Below are 16,321 nucleotides of genomic sequence, written 5' to 3'. Positions count from 1 at the left end.
CGATCCTCAAAAACCCAGGCTCAAATGTTCGGCGATCGGCCCAAGGGCCAAGGTCGGCAAAAATGTCAGGCCACCGACCAGCAGGATGGTCACCAGCAGCAGGCCGGTGAACAGCGGGCCGTGGGTGGGGAAGCTGTTGACTCCAAGGGGCGCGGTCTTCTTGGCCGCCAGGCTGCCGGCCAAGGCCAGTACCGGCAGGATGTAGCCGAAGCGGCCGATCAGCATGGCCAAGCCGATCATCAGGTTGTGGTACACAGTGTTGGCACCGAACCCGGCGAACGCCGAGCCGTTGTTGGCGGCACCCGAGGTGTAGGCGTACAGCAGTTGGCTGAAACCATGCGCCCCCGGGTTGCTGACCGCCCCTGCCGGGCCCGGCAGGCTGGCAGCGATGGCGCCAAGCACCAGCACACCCAGCGGCATCACCAGCAGCGTGGCCACCAGCAACTGCACCTCACGGGCCTGCAGCTTCTTGCCCAGGTACTCCGGCGTACGACCAATCATCAGCCCGGCCAGGAACACGGCGATCAACACGAACAGCAACATGCCGTACAGCCCTGCGCCGACACCGCCAAAAATCACCTCACCGACCATCATGTTGACCATCGCCACCATGCCAGTCAGCGGGTTGAGGCTGTCGTGCATGGCATTGACCGAGCCATTGGATGCGGCAGTGGTGGTCACGGTCCACAGTACCGAAGCGGTAGTCCCGAAGCGGCTTTCCTTGCCTTCCATGGGGCCGCTCTGCTGGACCTGTTCGCCTGCAAGCGCCGGGTTGGGCTGGTGCTCGGCCCACAGCGCCGTGCTGCCGCCAATCAGGAACAATGCGAGCATGCAGGCAAGGATTGCGCGGCTCTGGCGCAGGTCCTTGACGTAGTGGCCGAAGGTGAACACCAGGGCCGCCGGAATGAGGATGATCGATGCCACCTCGAACAGGTTGCTCCAGGCCGTGGGGTTCTCGAACGGGTGCGCCGAGTTGACGCCGAAAAAACCGCCGCCGTTGGTCCCCAGCTGCTTGATGGCGATCTGGCTGGCGGCCGGGCCCAACGGGATGCTCTGGTCGGCACCTTGCAGGGTCAACGCGTGGGCATAGTCGGCAAAGGTCTGCGGCACGCCCTGCCATACCAGCAGCAGCGCCAGCAACAGGCACAGCGGCAGCAAGCCGTAAAGGGTAGCGCGGGTCATGTCGGCCCAGAAGTTGCCCAGCGTTGCGCTGCTACGCCGGGCAATACCGCGGCACAGCGCGACCAGCACGGCCAGGCCCGTGGCGGCGCTGACGAAGTTCTGCACCGTCAGGCCAAGCATCTGGCTCAGGTAGCTGACCGACGCCTCGCCGCTGTAAGCCTGCCAGTTGGTATTGGTGACGAAGCTGACGGCGGTATTGAATGCCAGCGACCATTCCTGGCCAGGCAGGTGCTGCGGGTTGAGGGGCAGGTAGCCCTGCAACAGTAATACCGTGAACAAAAGCAGGAAGCCGGCCAGGTTGAAGCTCAGCAACGCCAGGGTGTACTGGCGCCAGTTCTGCTCTTGGCGGGCATCCACCCCCGCCAGCCCATAGCAAGCCTGCTCGACCGGGCAGAGTACGGGTGACAGCCAGGTACGCTGGCCTTCCATGACCTTGAAATAGAAACGCCCTAGCCAGGGTGCCGGCAGTAGCACCAGGGCGAAGAATGCCAGGAGCAAGGCGTAGTCGTAACTGTGCATGGCCGCTCCTTAGCCGCGATCGGCGCGCAAAAGCGCCACCAGCAGATAAAACGCCAAGGCCACTGCCAGTAGCAGTGACAGCCCGTCGAGCATGTTCATGTGTGGTTCTCCCCGAGATGCGGCTTGGGCCGCTTTGGGGAATTGTCCGAGGAAGGGGTGTAAAGGAACGAGATGGAGGGGCAGCGAGGGGTATAAAGAATGCGTAAAGATCAGGGTGTCGAGGCCGCGGCGCGGCCCGCTTCGCGCTCGCCTGCGCGAAGCGGGCCCGTACAGGCTAATGCTGGGGCGGTTGCTCTACGGCGTTACGGCTCCAGTCCAGCAACAGGCTGTAGCCGACCGCCAGCAAGGTAGGCCCGATGAACAGGCCAATGAAGCCGAACGCCAGCAGGCCGCCGAACACGCCCAGCAATACGATCACCAGCGGCAGGTTGCCGCCCCGGCTGATCAGGTAGGGCTTGAGCACGTTGTCCACGCCACTGATGACGAACGTGCCCCAGATACCGAGGAACACCGCCATGCCGTACTCGCCCTTCCACACCAGCCAGGCGGTGGCCGGGATCCAGGCCAGTGGCGGCCCCATGGGAATCAGGCTGAGCATGAAGGTCACCAGGCCGAGCACAATGGCCCCCGGCACGCCGGCGATCAGAAAACCGATCAACGCCAACAGCGCTTGCGCCGCGGCGGTACCAATCACCCCGTTGACCACACGCTGCACGGTGGCGGCCACCAGCTCCAGGTAGTACGCGGCACGCTCGCCCATCAAGCGGTGCAGCAGGCGCAGCACGAACGCCGACAAACGCGGCCCGTCACGGTAGAAAAAGAACACGAACACCAGGCTGAGTGTGAGTTCCAGCACGCCGCTGCCGATTTGCGCGCTGCGCGCCAGCAACCAGTTGCCAACCTGCCCCAGGTGCGGTTTGACCGAGGCCAGCAAGGCTGCCCCCTGCTGGTCCAGCGACTGCCACCAGCTGACCAGGCGCTCGCCCACGAACGGCAGGCCCCCCAGCCAGGCCGGGGCATCTGGCAGGCCGTCGACCTGCACGTCACGGACGAACGCGGTGGCATCACGAATGTGGTCGGCCAGGTTGAAACCCAGCCACACCAGCGGTAGCGCCACGATCAGGATCCAGGCCATGGTCAGCAGGCTGGCCGCCAGGGTCTCGCGCCCCCCCAGTACCCGTGTGAGCAGGCGCATCAACGGCCAGCTGGCAAAGGCCAGGATAGCGCCCCACAGCAATGCCGATATGAACGGCGCCATCACCCAAAGGCCGGCCCCCAGCAACGCCAGCAACAGAATCTGGACCAGCAGGCGATCATTGTTGACCATCGCAGCACCCGCTCAACGAATCAGTTCAAGGTGCAAGCCAGTGGTAGGCGCAGTGCCCACTTCAAGGCGACCGTTGCGCACCCCGGCCTTGATCAGCGCCTCACGCCAGGCTTCGGCCTGAACGCCGCTGAGGCTGGCACGCAGGGTACTGTCGAGGTTCAGGCTGCGTGCCAGCAGGTTGGCCCAGGCAGGCTGGGGTGCCGCCAGGTCCGGGTAGTCGAGCTTGCCGGTATCGCGCATTTCACGGAGCACCGTGGCCGCCGTGGGCAGCAAGTCGCCCAACGGGCTGTCGGCGACGAACTCTTCCACATGCAAATACGCACGGCGGTTGCCGCGGGTAACGCTGTACAACGCAACCAGAGTGTCGGCCTGTTCTGCCGAACGGCGCAGCAGAATGAACGCCTGTTGTTCGTCCCCCCCGTTGAGGCGGGCATTGGCAAACACCTCGTTGGCCCACAGGCTGGCCTCGCCGCAATCGCGGCCCTGGCACCAGAACAGCGGGTAGCCGCCGTCGCGCTGCAGCGCCTCGCGGGCGCTGGTGAAGGCTTCGCGGGCGGTGCGTTCGACCGGCAGCTCGTAGGTGACCGAGCTGACCTGGCCACGGCTTTCGACCTTGTCGTCAACCCGCAGGCGGCCGCTGATCTTGCGCAATGGGCCCAGCGGGTAGACGCGCTCCTGCTCCACGGCCGGGCGCTGGTCGACCACGTTGGCGTCTGCAGGCACCGGCAGGCTGCCAGCCCACAGCAGCGGGCTGGCCAATGCCAGGCAGGCAGCTGCAACGGTGCGGATGGACAGGGGCGCGCTCATCGGCGACCCTGGCGGCGCCGTGCGCCGAGGTGAAGCTCCAGGTTGTCTGGCAATTGCATGGTTGTCTCCCTTTCAACCCGCCAAGCCTCGACACTTGTCCGGTGCAAGTCAAGCAAAGCCAAAGAAGCGATTGAAACAGTCTGCGACAAGGGCCGCGCCCTGCTCATCGTTCAAGTGCAGGTGGTGGCCACCCGGCAGTGTCATTTGCTCAAAGGGTAGCTGCTCCAGCAATGCGGTATGGCGCACCAGCATCCCGTCGGCGGCAATCACCAGTTGCGCCGGGCAATTCACCCGGCGCACGTAGGCCATGGCCTGGGCTTCGCTCAGGCGCAACGGCGAAGGCAGGGTCAGGCGGCTGTCGCTGCGCCAGCTGTAGCCCCCGGGCACCGGCATCAGCCCGCGCTGCGCCAGCAGTTCGGCCGCTTCCCGGCTTACCGCGACCATGCCCTTCATGCGCGCCTGCACACCTTGCTCGAGGGTGGTGTACACCGATTTGCGCTTGCCATCCAGGCGCAGCTGCGCCAGCAACGCCATGCCCAGGCGCTCACCGGCATCCTGCTCGGCGCCGGTGGGTGGGATAACGCCGTCGATCAAGGCCAGGTGGCTGACCCGCTCCGGCAACGCACCGGCCACTTGCACCGCAATGATGGCGCCGAGCGAATGGCCCAGCAGGGCGAAACGCTGCCAGCCCAGTTGCTCGGCAACCCGCAGTACATCGTGGGCGTAGTCGGCCAGGGCATAGCTGGCCCCTGGCGGGCGGTGCTCCGAATAGCCATGCCCGGCCAGGTCCAGGGCAACGATGCGCAAGCCGCGCAACAGCGGCGCCAGGCGGGCGAAGCTGTTGGCGTTGTCCAGCCAGCCATGCAGGGCGATCACCGGCAGACCGTCCACAGGCCCGAACAGATGCGCGGCCAGTTCGATGTGGCCCAAACTCAGGCGAACTTCCTCGACCTGCGTGCTCATGCCTGGCCCCAGCGATCGAACAGGCCCTTGAGCAGGCTGGCGGTATCGGCAGGCCGCTCCAACGGGAACATATGCCCCCCTGGCACACTGTGGTACTCCCCTTGCGGCATGCCACGCACCGCCAGGGCATGGTGGCGCCGGATGACCTTGCTGCGGTCACCGCGCACCATGGCCAGCGGCACCTGCAACTGTCGCGCCGGGGCGGGGCTGGTATGCGGGATACTGCGGTAGATGCTGATCTCGGTGGCCGGGTCAAAGCGCAGTTGCAGGCCCTGCTCCATCGCCTGCAGGCCATGCTCTAAGTAAGCGTCTAGGCAGTCGGGGTCGAACTGGCGAAACAGGGACTTGCCGGCGAAGTACTCACGGGCACTGTCGCGGTCCGTGAACAGATGACGGCGCCCCAAGGTGCGCCCGGCCGGGGTAATGCGGTCGATGAAGCCGAAGCGCTTGGCGGTGCGCAGCAGCCATTGATCTGCACGGGTCAGCACCGGCGAGTCGAGCATGACTACCCCACGGTAATACTCGGGGCAGCGCAACGCCGCGTGCAGGTGCAAAACCCCACCCAGCGAATGGCCTACGCCCCACACTGGCTGCTCCTGCTGCGCCAGGTGGTGCAGCAATTCATCGACCAGGCTCTGCCAATTGTCATCCACCGGAAAGCGCGGGTCATGGCCGTGCTGAGCCAGGTGCTGGACCTGATAGTCCGGCGCCAACGCGGCGAACAGCTTGCCGTAGGTGGCCGAGGGAAAACCGTTGGCATGGGCGAAAAAGATCTGCTGCGACATGGCGCCTGATCCGGACAGGAATGATGGCCCATTGTCGGCATGGCGAGCCGGTTCGGCAATGCCCGGAAAGGTCATCGGCGGCGGCTATCAGGCCATGAAGCGTGGTCGAAACTCTCGAGTGAACGGCGAAGGCAGGCCTGCATGTAGGCCAGTTGGCTCTGCAGCGCCTCACGGGCCAGGCGCTGGTCCTGGTAATCCAGCTGCAGCCGGCGCAGGGCCAGGCAGCTGGACTGCAGCAGATGGGATACCCGCAGGCAGGCATCCTGCAGGGTCTGCAGGTCGTGCTCGCTCTGTTGCCGGGCGATCGGTCCCGGCACCGTATAACCCTCGACCTTGCGCATCAGCTGGTAGAACTTGGCGTCGGCAGCCTCGCGCAGCAGGCTGTACTGGGCGAAGTCCAGCGAAACGCCTTGCTCAACCTGGTCTATGGTGGGTTGCAGGTCCAGGGAGCACAGCAGCTCCCACATCGCACCGCTCATGCATCGCTCCCTGACTGCTGGTTTTCGGGCAACGCTATCAAGCAGTCGAGGCGCGCGACAACTGGCAAAAATGTCAGTTGCCATCTCGGAATGTGCGGGGGCCCCAGGCCCCCACAAACTCAGGCAGGGGCGTTGAGCGCCTTCAGGGTCATCAGCCCGGCCAGGGGCCATTCCCCTTCCAGCTCGGCCAGGCTGGCCGTGCTCATGGCCGCTGGCTGTTGCAGATGGCCATGTTGCAACAGCCCGACCAGGTTGCCCACCAGCGGCTGATGGCTGACCAGCAGCACATGCTGCAGCCCCAGCCGCTCGATTTCGCCGATGACCTGCTGCACATCGGCCTCTGGTGTGAGCCAAGGCACGGTGCGCAGCGGCTCGGCAAACCCCATGGTCTCATGCACCAGCGCCGCAGTCTGCTGGGCCCGCACATAAGGGCTGGCGATAATCGCCTGCAATGGCTGCCCCAGCAGGTGGGCAGCGCTGCGCACCACCTGCTCGCGACCATGCGCAGTCAGGCGCCGTTCGGCATCGGTGTTGGCCCGCAGTTCGGCCTCACCGTGGCGCAGTACCCACAGTTTCACAGCTTGGGCTCCTCGTCACGCACAGGGTGCGGGGACGGGGCTACGGCGTGCGGCGCCTCGCCTTCCGGCGCACGCGCTGCTGGCCAATCGGCGAACGGCCAGGGTTTCTGGTCGGTATGGAAGGTGCCGAAACGGCCGATCTGCGCCAGGTACTGGCTCAGGCTGTCGCCGAAATTCATCAGGCTGGCGCTGGGTGCGCCATACACCAGGCGGTAGACCAGTTGCACCAGCACCAGGCCGCCCAACAGCAATTCAGCCAGTTGCCAAACCACCAGGAACACCAGCATCCACAGCACCCGCAGGATGATCGACTCGCGCTGGGCGCGCTCCGGGGTATCGTTCATGTACCGCTCCTTGCTCTGTTCGGCTCAGTTGAAGCCGCTGATGGAAATGAAATCGACGTCGGTCTTGGGCTCGGCACGCATCAGGTGCTCGATGACCTGGTTCAGCGTGCGGCCCTCGAACAGAATGGCATGCAGGCCCGCCACCAGCGGCATGTACACCTGCACCTCCTGGGCCTTGGCCTTGAGCACCTTGAGCGTGTTGACGCCTTCGGCCACTTCGCCCAGGCGGGTAACGGCCTCCTCCAGGCTCTGGCCCTGCCCCAGTGCGAAACCCACCTGGTAGTTGCGGCTTTTGGGGGACGAACAGGTGACGATCAGGTCACCGACCCCGGCCAGGCCCAGGAAGGTCATGGGGTTGGCGCCCAGGCTGACGGCAAAGCGGGTCATTTCGGCCAGGGCACGGGTAATCAGCATGCTCTTGGTGTTTTCGCCCATGCCCAGGGCCACGGCCATGCCGGCGATGATCGCGTAAACGTTCTTCAGCGCCCCGCCCAGCTCCACGCCAAATCGGTCGGCACTGGCGTAAACGCGGAAGGTACGCCCGTGCAACACCGTTTGCACCTGCTGGCACAGCGCTTCGTGTTCGCTGGCCACTACCGTGGCAGTCAACGCGTGCTCGGCAATTTCGCGGGCCAGGTTGGGCCCGGACAACACGCCGATGCGTGCCTGGGGGGCGATCTCTTCGAGGATCTGGCTCATCAGCTTGAAGCTCTGCGGCTCGATGCCCTTGGTCAGGCTGACCAGGCCCTTGCCGCGCAACAGCTCGGCATGCGGCGCCAGCACGCTGCGCAATGCGCTGGATGGCAGAGCCACGAACACCAGCTCGCTGGCTTGCAAGGTGGCCAGCAGGTCATTGACCGGTTCTACCCCGTCGTGCAGGCGAATGCCCTTGAGGTAGCGCGGGTTTTCACGATTGACACGCATGGCCTCGGCCTGGGCCGGGTCGCGCATCCATTGGCGCACCGGCACACCGTTTTCCGCCAGCAGGTTCGCCACGGCGGTGCCGAAGCTGCCGCCGCCCAGAACTGCAACAGGTTGCTGTTCAGTCATATTCAATCCGTTAAAGCCATAAATTAAGTGGCGACCGGCGCATTATAAAGCCAAGCTGCAAGCTTCGAGCTACCGGCAGCGAGAAAAGCCTGGCACGGCATGCCTGCAGCCAGAAGCTTGAGGCGGGTCACTGGCAATTGCGCCAAGGTCGGTTACCATGCCTGTTTCCATCCTGAGACAAGGCTGCTCTGTGTTCCCTGGCACGCCCCCTTTCCCGCGTCTGCTCATATTGACCGCCCTGCTCGGTAGCCCGGCCGTGGCCGAGGATCTGTTCATCGACAACACCGACCTGCCCCAGGTTCTGACCGCCACGCGCCTGAAACAGTCGCCGGCAGCGGTGCCGGGCAGCATGACCGTCATCGACAGCGAACTGATCCGCGCCAGCGGTGCCCGTGACATCCCCGAGCTGCTGCGCCTGGTACCGGGCATGATGATCGGCTACGGCGCCGGCAACCAGCCCACGGTCAACTACCATGGCAGCAACGCCAACGACGCGCGGCGCATGCAGGTGCTGATCGATGGCCGCTCGGTGTACCGCGCCGGCCTGGCCACGGTGGACTGGAGCGACATTCCCCTGGCCATGGAGGATATCGAGCGTATCGAGGTGTTCCGTGGCCCGAACACGGTCAGCTATGGCGCCAACGCGCTGATGGCCGTGGTCAACATCCTGACCCGCAATCCGGCCGACAGCCATGGCACGCGGATGAAACTGACCCGCGGCCAGGATGGCATCAACGACTATTACCTCAGCCACGGCTTCGGCTGGGAGGGCGGCGACATGCGCCTGTCGGTATCGGGCCAGCGCGACGACGGCTTCGACGAGAACCAGTTTGGCCAGGACTACCGCGACAGCCGCCGCTTGAACCGCTTCAACCTCAGCGCCAGTCATACCCTGGCCATCGACCAGACCCTGGAATGGCAACTTGCGGCCAAAGAAGGCAGCAATCAACGGCCCTACACCTACCAGCCGGTTTTCCAGCAGTACGAAGCCGGCAACAACGCCGACGTCAACGCCAAGGACTACGCCGGCTCGCTGCGCTGGACCAAGGAATTCAGCGCTGAACACAGCCTTTATGTTCAGGGCTCGGCGCAACATTTTGACCGCCAGCAAGTGTGGCGCGCCTGTGATGCCGTGCAGTCGTTCAGCCCCGAGCTGACCCAGCTCTGGCAACTGAACCCGGACTTCGCCGAAAGCGTGGCGCGCGGCATTGCCACAGGTGCCCCCCTGGCCACCAACGACCCGGCCCTGCAAGGGCTTTTGCAGAAAGTGCAGGAGCAATGGCAGAACGGCGGCAAGCAACAGGTATGCGGCGATGTTGACCAGAGTACCCGCGAAACCCGCTACGACCTGGAAATCCAGGACACCCTGAGCCTGACCGACAGCCTGCGCCTGCTCAGCGGCATGAACTACCGCTATGACCGTGCCGATTCGCAGACCTACTTCAACGGCAGCGTCGACGACCAGACCTGGCGCCTGTTCGGGCAACTGGAATGGCGCGCCGACGAGCACTGGATCCTGCAGGGCGGCGCCATGTTCGAGGACTCGCAGCTGTCCGGCAATTCGCTGACCCCGCGTGTGGCGGTCAACTACCTGATCACCCCGCGCCATGGCCTGCGTGCGGTGTATTCCGAGGCCGTGCGCTCGCCCGACATGTTCGAGAACAACGTCAACTGGAGCTACACGGTCAAGAACCTCACGCCCAATGCATTCGGCCTGCAAAACGGCGAATACTTCGTCAAGACCCGCGGCCCCGGCGACCTCGAGCAAGAGCGCATGCGCTCGCGCGAACTGGGCTACAACGGCTATTTCAGCGACATCGACCTGAGCATGGACGTGAAGCTGTTCTACGACGAGATCACCGGCATGATCAGCGAGCCGCTGCGCAACAACCAGTACATCGCCAGCAACGCCAACAAGGCCCGCTTCAGCGGCAGCGAGGCACAACTGGACTGGCGCCCTACCCTGCGCGACCGTCTGCGCCTGACCTACGCCTATGTCGATGCCTGGGCCAGCAACCCCGACGATCGCCGCCTCAGCGCCCGCAACAGCGGCTCGGCCGGGTGGATGCGCGACTGGGGTGCCGGCTGGTCGAGCGCGCTGTTCTACTACGGCGACGATGCCCTCAACGCGTACCGCTACGAGCGCCTGGACCTGCGCCTGGCCAAGCGTTTCCGGGTATATGGCAGCAACCTGGAGCTGGCGGCGTTGTGGCAACAGCGCCTGGACGATGAACCGACCACGGCAGCCCAGAACCGCTACGACAGCCGCCACCGCCTGAGCGTCAGCGCGGAGCTGGAGTTCTGATGAGCCTGCTGTTGCGCCTGCTGGTACTGTGCCTGTGGCCGCTGGGCCCATTGTCGGCCAGCGAGATCCTGCTGATCGGCGCCGAGGACCAGCCCGGCATCCGCAGCTTCGTGGCGGCGCTGGAAAACCGCAGGCCGCACGACCATGTGCACTTCCAGACCACCGCCGACTTGCCATCACCAGGCAAACTCAAGGCCGACCAGCGCCTGATCCTGCTCGACAACGCTGCCCTCGATTGGCGCCTGAGCGAAACCGCCGGGCCACCGGCCCTGGTCATGCGCGTCAGCCGGGTTCAGGCTGAGCAGCGCCTGGGAAAGTCGCGCCCGGCGTTTCTCACCTTCCTGTGGAATGACGCGCCACCAGGCCGCCAGTTGCGCCTGGCGCGTTACTTGCTGCCCCAGGCACGGCGTATCGGCGTGCTGTACGGCCAGCACAGCGGGTTTCTGCTCGAGGAACTGCGCCATGCGGCAGGGCCGCTGGGCCTGGAAATCGTGGCCCAGGACTGGTCCGACCCGCGCGACAACCGGCCATTGCAGCACCTGCTGGGCAACAGCGATGTCCTGCTGGGGCTGGACGACCCTGACCTGTACAACTCCAAGACGGCGAAGAACCTGCTGCTGAGCAGCTATGGCCGGCAGATGGCGCTGATCGGCCCCAACGCCGGTTTTGTCCGCGCCGGCGCACTGGCCAGCACCTACAGCGACCAGGACGACTGGCTGGCGGAACTCGACCAATTGCTCGACCAGCCCCCGGCGCGCTGGCCGCGCAGCCTCTACCCCAAGCGCTACAGCGTCAGCGGCAACCAGCAAGTGGCCCGGGCCCTGGGCCTTGAACCGATCGATCCGAACGCCGCCGCCCAGGTACTGGCCGAAGGAGAACCCACCCCATGAGCAGCAAACGCCTGAGTTGGGACATTCACACCCGCACCCAGATCATCAGCCTTGGCCCCGCGCTGCTGCTGACCTTGCTGCTGATCAGCTTCTTTACCTTCGTTCGTATCCAGGACCTGCGCCAGGAACTCAACCACACCGGGCAATTGATCGCCAACCAGCTGGCACCCGCGTCGGAGTATGGGGTGATTTCCGGTAACAACGAAGTGCTCGAGGGGCTCATGCGGGCCACCCTCAGCATCCCGCACGTCCGCTTCCTGGAGGTACAGGACAGCCGCAACCACATCCTGGTCTACGTGGAGCAGTCCGACGAAAGCGCCAACCGCGCGCAGCAGGTCGAAGTGTTCCAGGCGCCCATCCGCCTGCAGCAGATACGCCTGGACAACGATTTCCTGCAACAGGGCAAAGCCAACACCCCGGCCATCGGGGACGACTACCTGGGCCGGGTGATCGTCGGCATGTCCGATGATGCGTTCAGCCAGCGCCAGCAGGAAATCGTGATCAAGGCGGGCATCCTCGCGCTGTTCGCCCTGCTGTTCACCTTCTTGCTGGCTCGCCGTCTGGCCCTGAGCCTGGCCAAGCCGATCAGCGACATGGGCCACGCGGTCAAGGCCATCCAGCAAGGCAAGTACAACACGCCCTTGCCGGTGGTAGACGACAGCGAGCTGGGCCACCTGGCGCGCCACATCAACAACCTGGCCAGCGCCCTGGAGCAGGCCAGCGCTGAACAGCAACAAACCATTGCCGAGCTGATCCAGGCCCGCGAAGAGGCGGAACAGGCCAACCGTGCCAAGTCCGATTTCCTGGCGATGATGAGCCACGAGCTGCGCACCCCGATGAACGGCGTGATGGGCATGCTGCAATTGCTGGAAACCACCCCGCTCAGCAACGAACAGGCCGATTACACCGCCGTGGCCAGCGAGTCCACCGGGCACCTGCTGAAAGTCATCAACGATATTCTGGACTTCTCGCGCATCGAACGCGCCGCGCTACAGCTGGAGCACATCGACTTCAACCTCGGCGAGCTGATCACCAGCAGCGTCCAGTCCTTCCAGCACAGCGCCCAGCAACGCGGCCTTGGGCTGCACCTGCAACTGCCGGCCGACATCGGCCAGTTGCAGGTGAACGGCGACCCTACGCGCATCCGCCAGATCCTGCTGAACCTGGTGGGCAACGCGCTGAAGTTCACCGAACGCGGCCAGGTGCAGGTCGAGGCCCGCTGGCAGGTGGTCGATCGGCAGTTGATCTGGCTGACCTGCAGCGTGCGTGATACCGGCATCGGTATCGACAGCGACCGCCTGGAAATGATGTTCGTCGCATTCCAGCAAGCGGACAGCTCGATTTCCCGCCGCTATGGCGGCACCGGGCTGGGGTTGTCGATCGCCCGCACCCTGGCCGAGCGCATGGGTGGCAAGCTGCGCGGTGAGAGCCATGTGGGCCAGGGTTCAACGTTCACCCTGGAGATGCCGTTGGCCCTTGCCAGCCAGGCGCCAGCGCCACTGCCGCACCCACTCGACCCGCCAGCGGCGGCTGCAGAGCAGAAAAAGGTGCTGTTGGTCGAGGATAATCCGGTCAACCAGAGTGTCATAGAAGCCATGCTGCGCAGCCTGGGGCTGGCGGTGTGCACCGCTGCAGACGGCCTCGAGGCGGTCGACCTGGTGGGCCGCCAGCGCTTTGCCGCGGTGCTGATGGACTGCCGGTTGCCGCACATGGACGGCTATGAAGCCACCCGCCGAATTCGCCAACTGGACAACGGCACAGGCCTGCCGATCATCGCCCTGACCGCCAACGCGCTCGACGGCGACCGCGAGCGATGCATGGCCGCCGGCATGGATGACTACCTGAGCAAACCCTTGCGCCGCAGCGAACTGCAGCGCGTGCTGCAACGCTGGTTACCCGGCCAGACAACCGCGACTGGCGATAAATGCTAAAGTGCGGCAGTCTTAAACACTGGACAGGACCTTCATCGGCCCTGAAAATAGACGTTTCAGTGCACACCTGTACTTCTTTCACCAGGTGCGCTGTGACTTTCACCACAACGCAATAGTCTACCTGTAGGCTACCGACCCGAAGCCGTTGGTTATTCGGGTCGGTCGGGAAGATTCATCCCCTGCCACAGGGGGTTATTGAGGAGCTCGCATGACCAAACAACACGCCTTTACTCGGGAAGACCTGCTGCGCTGCAGTCGCGGTGAGCTGTTCGGCCCAGGTAATGCGCAACTGCCCGCGCCGAACATGCTGATGGTCGATCGCATCACCCACATCAGCGAAGAAGGCGGCAAGTACGGCAAAGGTGAGTTGGTCGCCGAGCTGGATATCACCCCGGACCTGTGGTTCTTCGCCTGCCATTTCGAAGGCGACCCGGTCATGCCGGGCTGCCTGGGCCTCGACGCCATGTGGCAGCTGGTCGGTTTCTTCCTCGGCTGGCAGGGCCTGCCAGGCCGCGGCCGCGCCCTGGGTTCGGGCGAAGTGAAGTTCTTCGGCCAGGTTTTGCCTACCGCCAAGAAAGTCACCTACAACATCCACATCAAACGCGTCCTGAAGGGCAAGCTGAACATGGCCATCGCCGATGGCTCGGTCAGCGTTGACGGCCGCGAGATCTACACCGCCGAAGGCCTGCGGGTCGGCGTGTTCACCTCCACTGACAATTTCTAAGGGTTATTCGCATGCGCCGCGTCGTTATCACTGGTCTGGGCATCGTTTCGTGCCTGGGCAATGACAAAGCTACCGTCACCGAAAACCTGCGCAACAGCCGTCCGGGTATCCGTTACAACCCGGAATACAAGGAAATGGGGCTGCGTAGCCAGGTTTCCGGGTCCATCGACCTCAACCTCGAAGAACTGATCGACCGCAAGGTCTACCGCTTCGTGGGCCACGCGGCTGCCTACGCCTACCTGGCCATGCAGGACGCGATCAAGGATTCCGGCCTGACCGAAGAGCAGGTGTCCAACCCGCGTACCGGCCTGGTGGCTGGCTCCGGCGGCGCTTCGACCCTGAACCAGATGGAAGCGCTGGACACCCTGCGCGAGAAAGGCGTCAAGCGTGTCGGCCCTTACCGCGTTACGCGCACCATGGGCAGCACCGTTTCGGCGTGCCTGGCTACGCCGTTCAAGATCAAGGGCATCAACTACTCGATCTCGTCGGCCTGCGCCACTTCGGCTCACTGCATCGGTACCGCACTGGAGCAGATCCAGTGGGGCAAGCAGGACATCGTCTTTGCCGGCGGCGGTGAAGAAGAGCACTGGAGCCAGTCGTTCCTGTTCGATGCCATGGGCGCCTTGTCGACCAAGCGCAACGAAACCCCGGAACTGGCCTCGCGCGCCTACGACGCAGATCGTGATGGCTTCGTCATCGCTGGCGGCGGCGGCATGGTGGTGGTCGAGGAGCTGGAACATGCCCTGGCCCGTGGCGCCAAGATCTACGCCGAAATCGTCGGCTACGGTGCGACCTCCGACGGTTACGACATGGTTGCCCCGAGTGGCGAAGGCGCTATCCGCTGCATGCAGCAGGCGCTGTCCACCGTCGACACCCCGATCGATTACCTGAACACCCACGGCACCTCGACCCCGGTCGGTGACGTTGCCGAGATGAAAGGCGTTCGCGAGGTATTCAAGGACAAGGCGCCGAAGATCAGCTCGACCAAGAGCCTGTCGGGCCACTCGCTGGGCGCCGCGGGCGTGCACGAGGCGATCTACTGCCTGCTGATGATGGAAAACAACTTCATCGCCGGCTCTGCCAACATCGACGAGCTGGACCCGGAAGTGGCCGACCTGCCGATCCTGCGCAAAACCGAAGAAAACGCCAAGATCGACACGGTCATGAGCAACAGCTTCGGCTTCGGCGGCACCAACGCCACCCTGGTGCTCAAGCGCTGGGAAGGCAAGTAACGCGCCCTGGCAGTAATCAAAAACGCCCCGACTGGTTCGGGGCGTTTTCTTTTGTGTCGCGTGTACTGGCCCTGTCGCAGGCAAGCCAGCTCCCACAGGTACTGCGCAAGGTTCGGAACCTGCGCAACCCTGTGGGAGCTGGCTTGCCTGCGATAGGTCAGTACTGGTAAACCCTTACTTCTGCTTGGGTAACACAGCCAGGAAGTTCTCCTTGGCTACCTTGTTCGCCACCCCCTCCGGCAACGCATTCAGAAACGGGTTGAACCCGTGCATCTGCTCGCCCAGGCTGCCAAACTGCCCCACCACATCCGACCCCAGCATGAACCGCTCCGGGTACTTCTCGACCAACGCCAGCCATTCCTTGCGCGGCACACCCTTGTCATCCAGCAGATACGGCTGCAGCACACTCCACGACAGATCGACATACAGGTTCGGGTAATCCTCCAGCAACCGCGTCAGCACTGGCAGCAAAAAGCCCATCTGCGTCTGATGCCGGTGTATCTCCATGCTGCTGCCAGCATGGGCCCAGATGAACCGGGTGTGCGGGTGATTGCGTAGCGGCTCTTCGATTTCTGCCAGGTACAGCGGGTTGCGCTCGCGCTTGGAGGTGATGTTGGAGTGCAGCAGCACTGGCAGGTCGCGCTCAGCGGCCAGGTGATAGATCCGGGTCATGGCTTCGTTGTTGGCGCGCGGCGTTTCGCCACTGGTCAACGCAGTCAGGTCATCATGGCGGGTAAACACCTCCCCGATGCCCTGCCATAGCCCCGGGTACAGATCGAGCATACGCTCGATATGGCTGACGGCGTTCTTGTCCACCGGGTTGAACCCGCTCAGGAACGGGTGGAAGCGTTTACGCTGCTGCGGTGGCAACTGCTGGAGCGCGGCCGCCACATAGGTGTCGGTGGCACTGTACCAGTAAGCATCGGCATCATCACCGGCGTAGTAACGCGGGCGCTTGGGCTCGTCTTCGTGCCACTTCTTGGCCACCGGAATGCCGGAAATCATCGACTGGTCAACGCCTGCCGCATCCATCGCCTTGAGCAATGCCGGCATCCCTTCGCTTTCCTGGAAGAAATCCACATAGTGCAGGTGGGCGTCACTGTAGCGGTAGTCACGCGCCTGTACCGCTTGGCACAAGCAAGCGGACAGTAACGCGCAGGCCAGCGCTTTGGCATTCATGGGCAGCTCCCTTCTCCTGGTATCAG

16 protein-coding genes are annotated in these 16,321 nt (G+C 64.2%); 5 read left to right on the top strand and 11 right to left on the bottom strand.

Annotated elements, in window-relative coordinates:
• Positions 1–6 precede the first annotated feature (6 nt).
• From kdpA to K4A76_RS08890, 10 genes are all read right to left on the bottom strand, one after another.
• Positions 7–1,701, bottom strand: coding sequence for a potassium-transporting ATPase subunit KdpA (gene kdpA, locus K4A76_RS08935; RefSeq protein ID WP_274411979.1), 1,695 nt, complete (start codon positions 1,699–1,701; stop codon positions 7–9).
• 9 nt (positions 1,702–1,710) lie between these two features.
• Positions 1,711–1,800 carry a K(+)-transporting ATPase subunit F gene (gene kdpF / locus K4A76_RS08930; protein WP_033690477.1) on the bottom strand — a complete coding sequence of 30 codons (90 nt, stop codon included), beginning with the start codon at positions 1,798–1,800 and terminating at the stop codon, positions 1,711–1,713.
• A 175-nt stretch (positions 1,801–1,975) separates the two neighbouring features.
• Positions 1,976–3,028: an AI-2E family transporter gene (locus K4A76_RS08925; RefSeq protein WP_054904242.1), complete on the bottom strand. Its 1,053-nt coding sequence runs from the start codon at positions 3,026–3,028 to the stop codon at positions 1,976–1,978.
• 12 nt (positions 3,029–3,040) lie between these two features.
• Entirely contained in the window at positions 3,041–3,835 is a 795-nt protein-coding gene (locus K4A76_RS08920) for a DUF4892 domain-containing protein (RefSeq protein WP_047149932.1), read from the bottom strand.
• Between the two features lie 108 nt (positions 3,836–3,943).
• Positions 3,944–4,798, bottom strand: coding sequence for an alpha/beta hydrolase (locus tag K4A76_RS08915; RefSeq protein WP_274411978.1), 855 nt, complete (start codon positions 4,796–4,798; stop codon positions 3,944–3,946).
• On the bottom strand, positions 4,795–5,583 hold the full coding sequence (locus K4A76_RS08910) for an alpha/beta fold hydrolase (RefSeq protein ID WP_274411977.1): 789 nt from the start codon (positions 5,581–5,583) through the stop codon (positions 4,795–4,797). The genes K4A76_RS08915 and K4A76_RS08910 overlap by 4 nt, the downstream gene beginning before the upstream one ends.
• 71 nt (positions 5,584–5,654) lie before the next feature.
• Positions 5,655–6,062: a hypothetical protein gene (locus K4A76_RS08905; protein ID WP_374982007.1), complete on the bottom strand. Its 408-nt coding sequence runs from the start codon at positions 6,060–6,062 to the stop codon at positions 5,655–5,657.
• A 119-nt stretch (positions 6,063–6,181) separates the two neighbouring features.
• Positions 6,182–6,640: a phosphohistidine phosphatase SixA gene (sixA, locus tag K4A76_RS08900; RefSeq protein ID WP_274411976.1), complete on the bottom strand. Its 459-nt coding sequence runs from the start codon at positions 6,638–6,640 to the stop codon at positions 6,182–6,184.
• Positions 6,637–6,984 (bottom strand): DUF4389 domain-containing protein, encoded by a 348-nt coding sequence (locus K4A76_RS08895; protein WP_274411975.1) that lies wholly within the window; start codon positions 6,982–6,984, stop codon positions 6,637–6,639. The genes sixA and K4A76_RS08895 overlap by 4 nt, the downstream gene beginning before the upstream one ends.
• A 24-nt stretch (positions 6,985–7,008) precedes the next feature.
• The gene (locus K4A76_RS08890) at positions 7,009–8,034 is read right to left on the bottom strand and encodes an NAD(P)H-dependent glycerol-3-phosphate dehydrogenase (protein WP_274411974.1); all 1,026 of its coding nucleotides are present in this window, start codon (positions 8,032–8,034) and stop codon (positions 7,009–7,011) included.
• 157 nt (positions 8,035–8,191) lie between these two features.
• Between K4A76_RS08890 and K4A76_RS08885 the strand changes: the two genes are divergently transcribed.
• The 5 genes from K4A76_RS08885 to fabB all read left to right on the top strand — a co-directional run bounded on the left by K4A76_RS08885 (position 8,192) and on the right by fabB (position 15,116).
• Entirely contained in the window at positions 8,192–10,339 is a 2,148-nt protein-coding gene (locus tag K4A76_RS08885) for a TonB-dependent receptor plug domain-containing protein (RefSeq protein WP_274411973.1), read from the top strand.
• On the top strand, positions 10,339–11,229 hold the full coding sequence (locus K4A76_RS08880) for an ABC transporter substrate-binding protein (protein ID WP_274411972.1): 891 nt from the start codon (positions 10,339–10,341) through the stop codon (positions 11,227–11,229). Before K4A76_RS08885 ends, K4A76_RS08880 begins: the two co-directional genes overlap by 1 nt.
• Complete coding sequence (locus K4A76_RS08875; protein ID WP_029887742.1) at positions 11,226–13,160, top strand: ATP-binding protein; 1,935 nt, start codon at positions 11,226–11,228, stop codon at positions 13,158–13,160. Before K4A76_RS08880 ends, K4A76_RS08875 begins: the two co-directional genes overlap by 4 nt.
• Positions 13,161–13,368: 208 nt before the next feature.
• Entirely contained in the window at positions 13,369–13,884 is a 516-nt protein-coding gene (gene fabA / locus K4A76_RS08870) for a 3-hydroxyacyl-[acyl-carrier-protein] dehydratase FabA (RefSeq protein ID WP_008089108.1), read from the top strand.
• An 11-nt stretch (positions 13,885–13,895) separates the two neighbouring features.
• Entirely contained in the window at positions 13,896–15,116 is a 1,221-nt protein-coding gene (gene fabB / locus K4A76_RS08865) for a beta-ketoacyl-ACP synthase I (protein WP_029887743.1), read from the top strand.
• A 174-nt stretch (positions 15,117–15,290) separates the two neighbouring features.
• On the opposite strand, the gene K4A76_RS08860 is transcribed toward fabB, so the two are convergent.
• Complete coding sequence (locus tag K4A76_RS08860; RefSeq protein ID WP_274411971.1) at positions 15,291–16,295, bottom strand: amidohydrolase family protein; 1,005 nt, start codon at positions 16,293–16,295, stop codon at positions 15,291–15,293.
• Positions 16,296–16,321 lie beyond the last annotated feature (26 nt).

Origin of the sequence: Pseudomonas sp. NEEL19 (assembly GCF_028751975.1) — a bacterium.
In the GTDB taxonomy this organism is placed as follows: Bacteria; Pseudomonadota; Gammaproteobacteria; order Pseudomonadales; family Pseudomonadaceae; genus Aquipseudomonas; species Aquipseudomonas juntendi.
The sequence above is the reverse complement of the archived record's forward strand: the minus strand, read 5'-3'. Positions and strand labels throughout refer to the sequence as shown.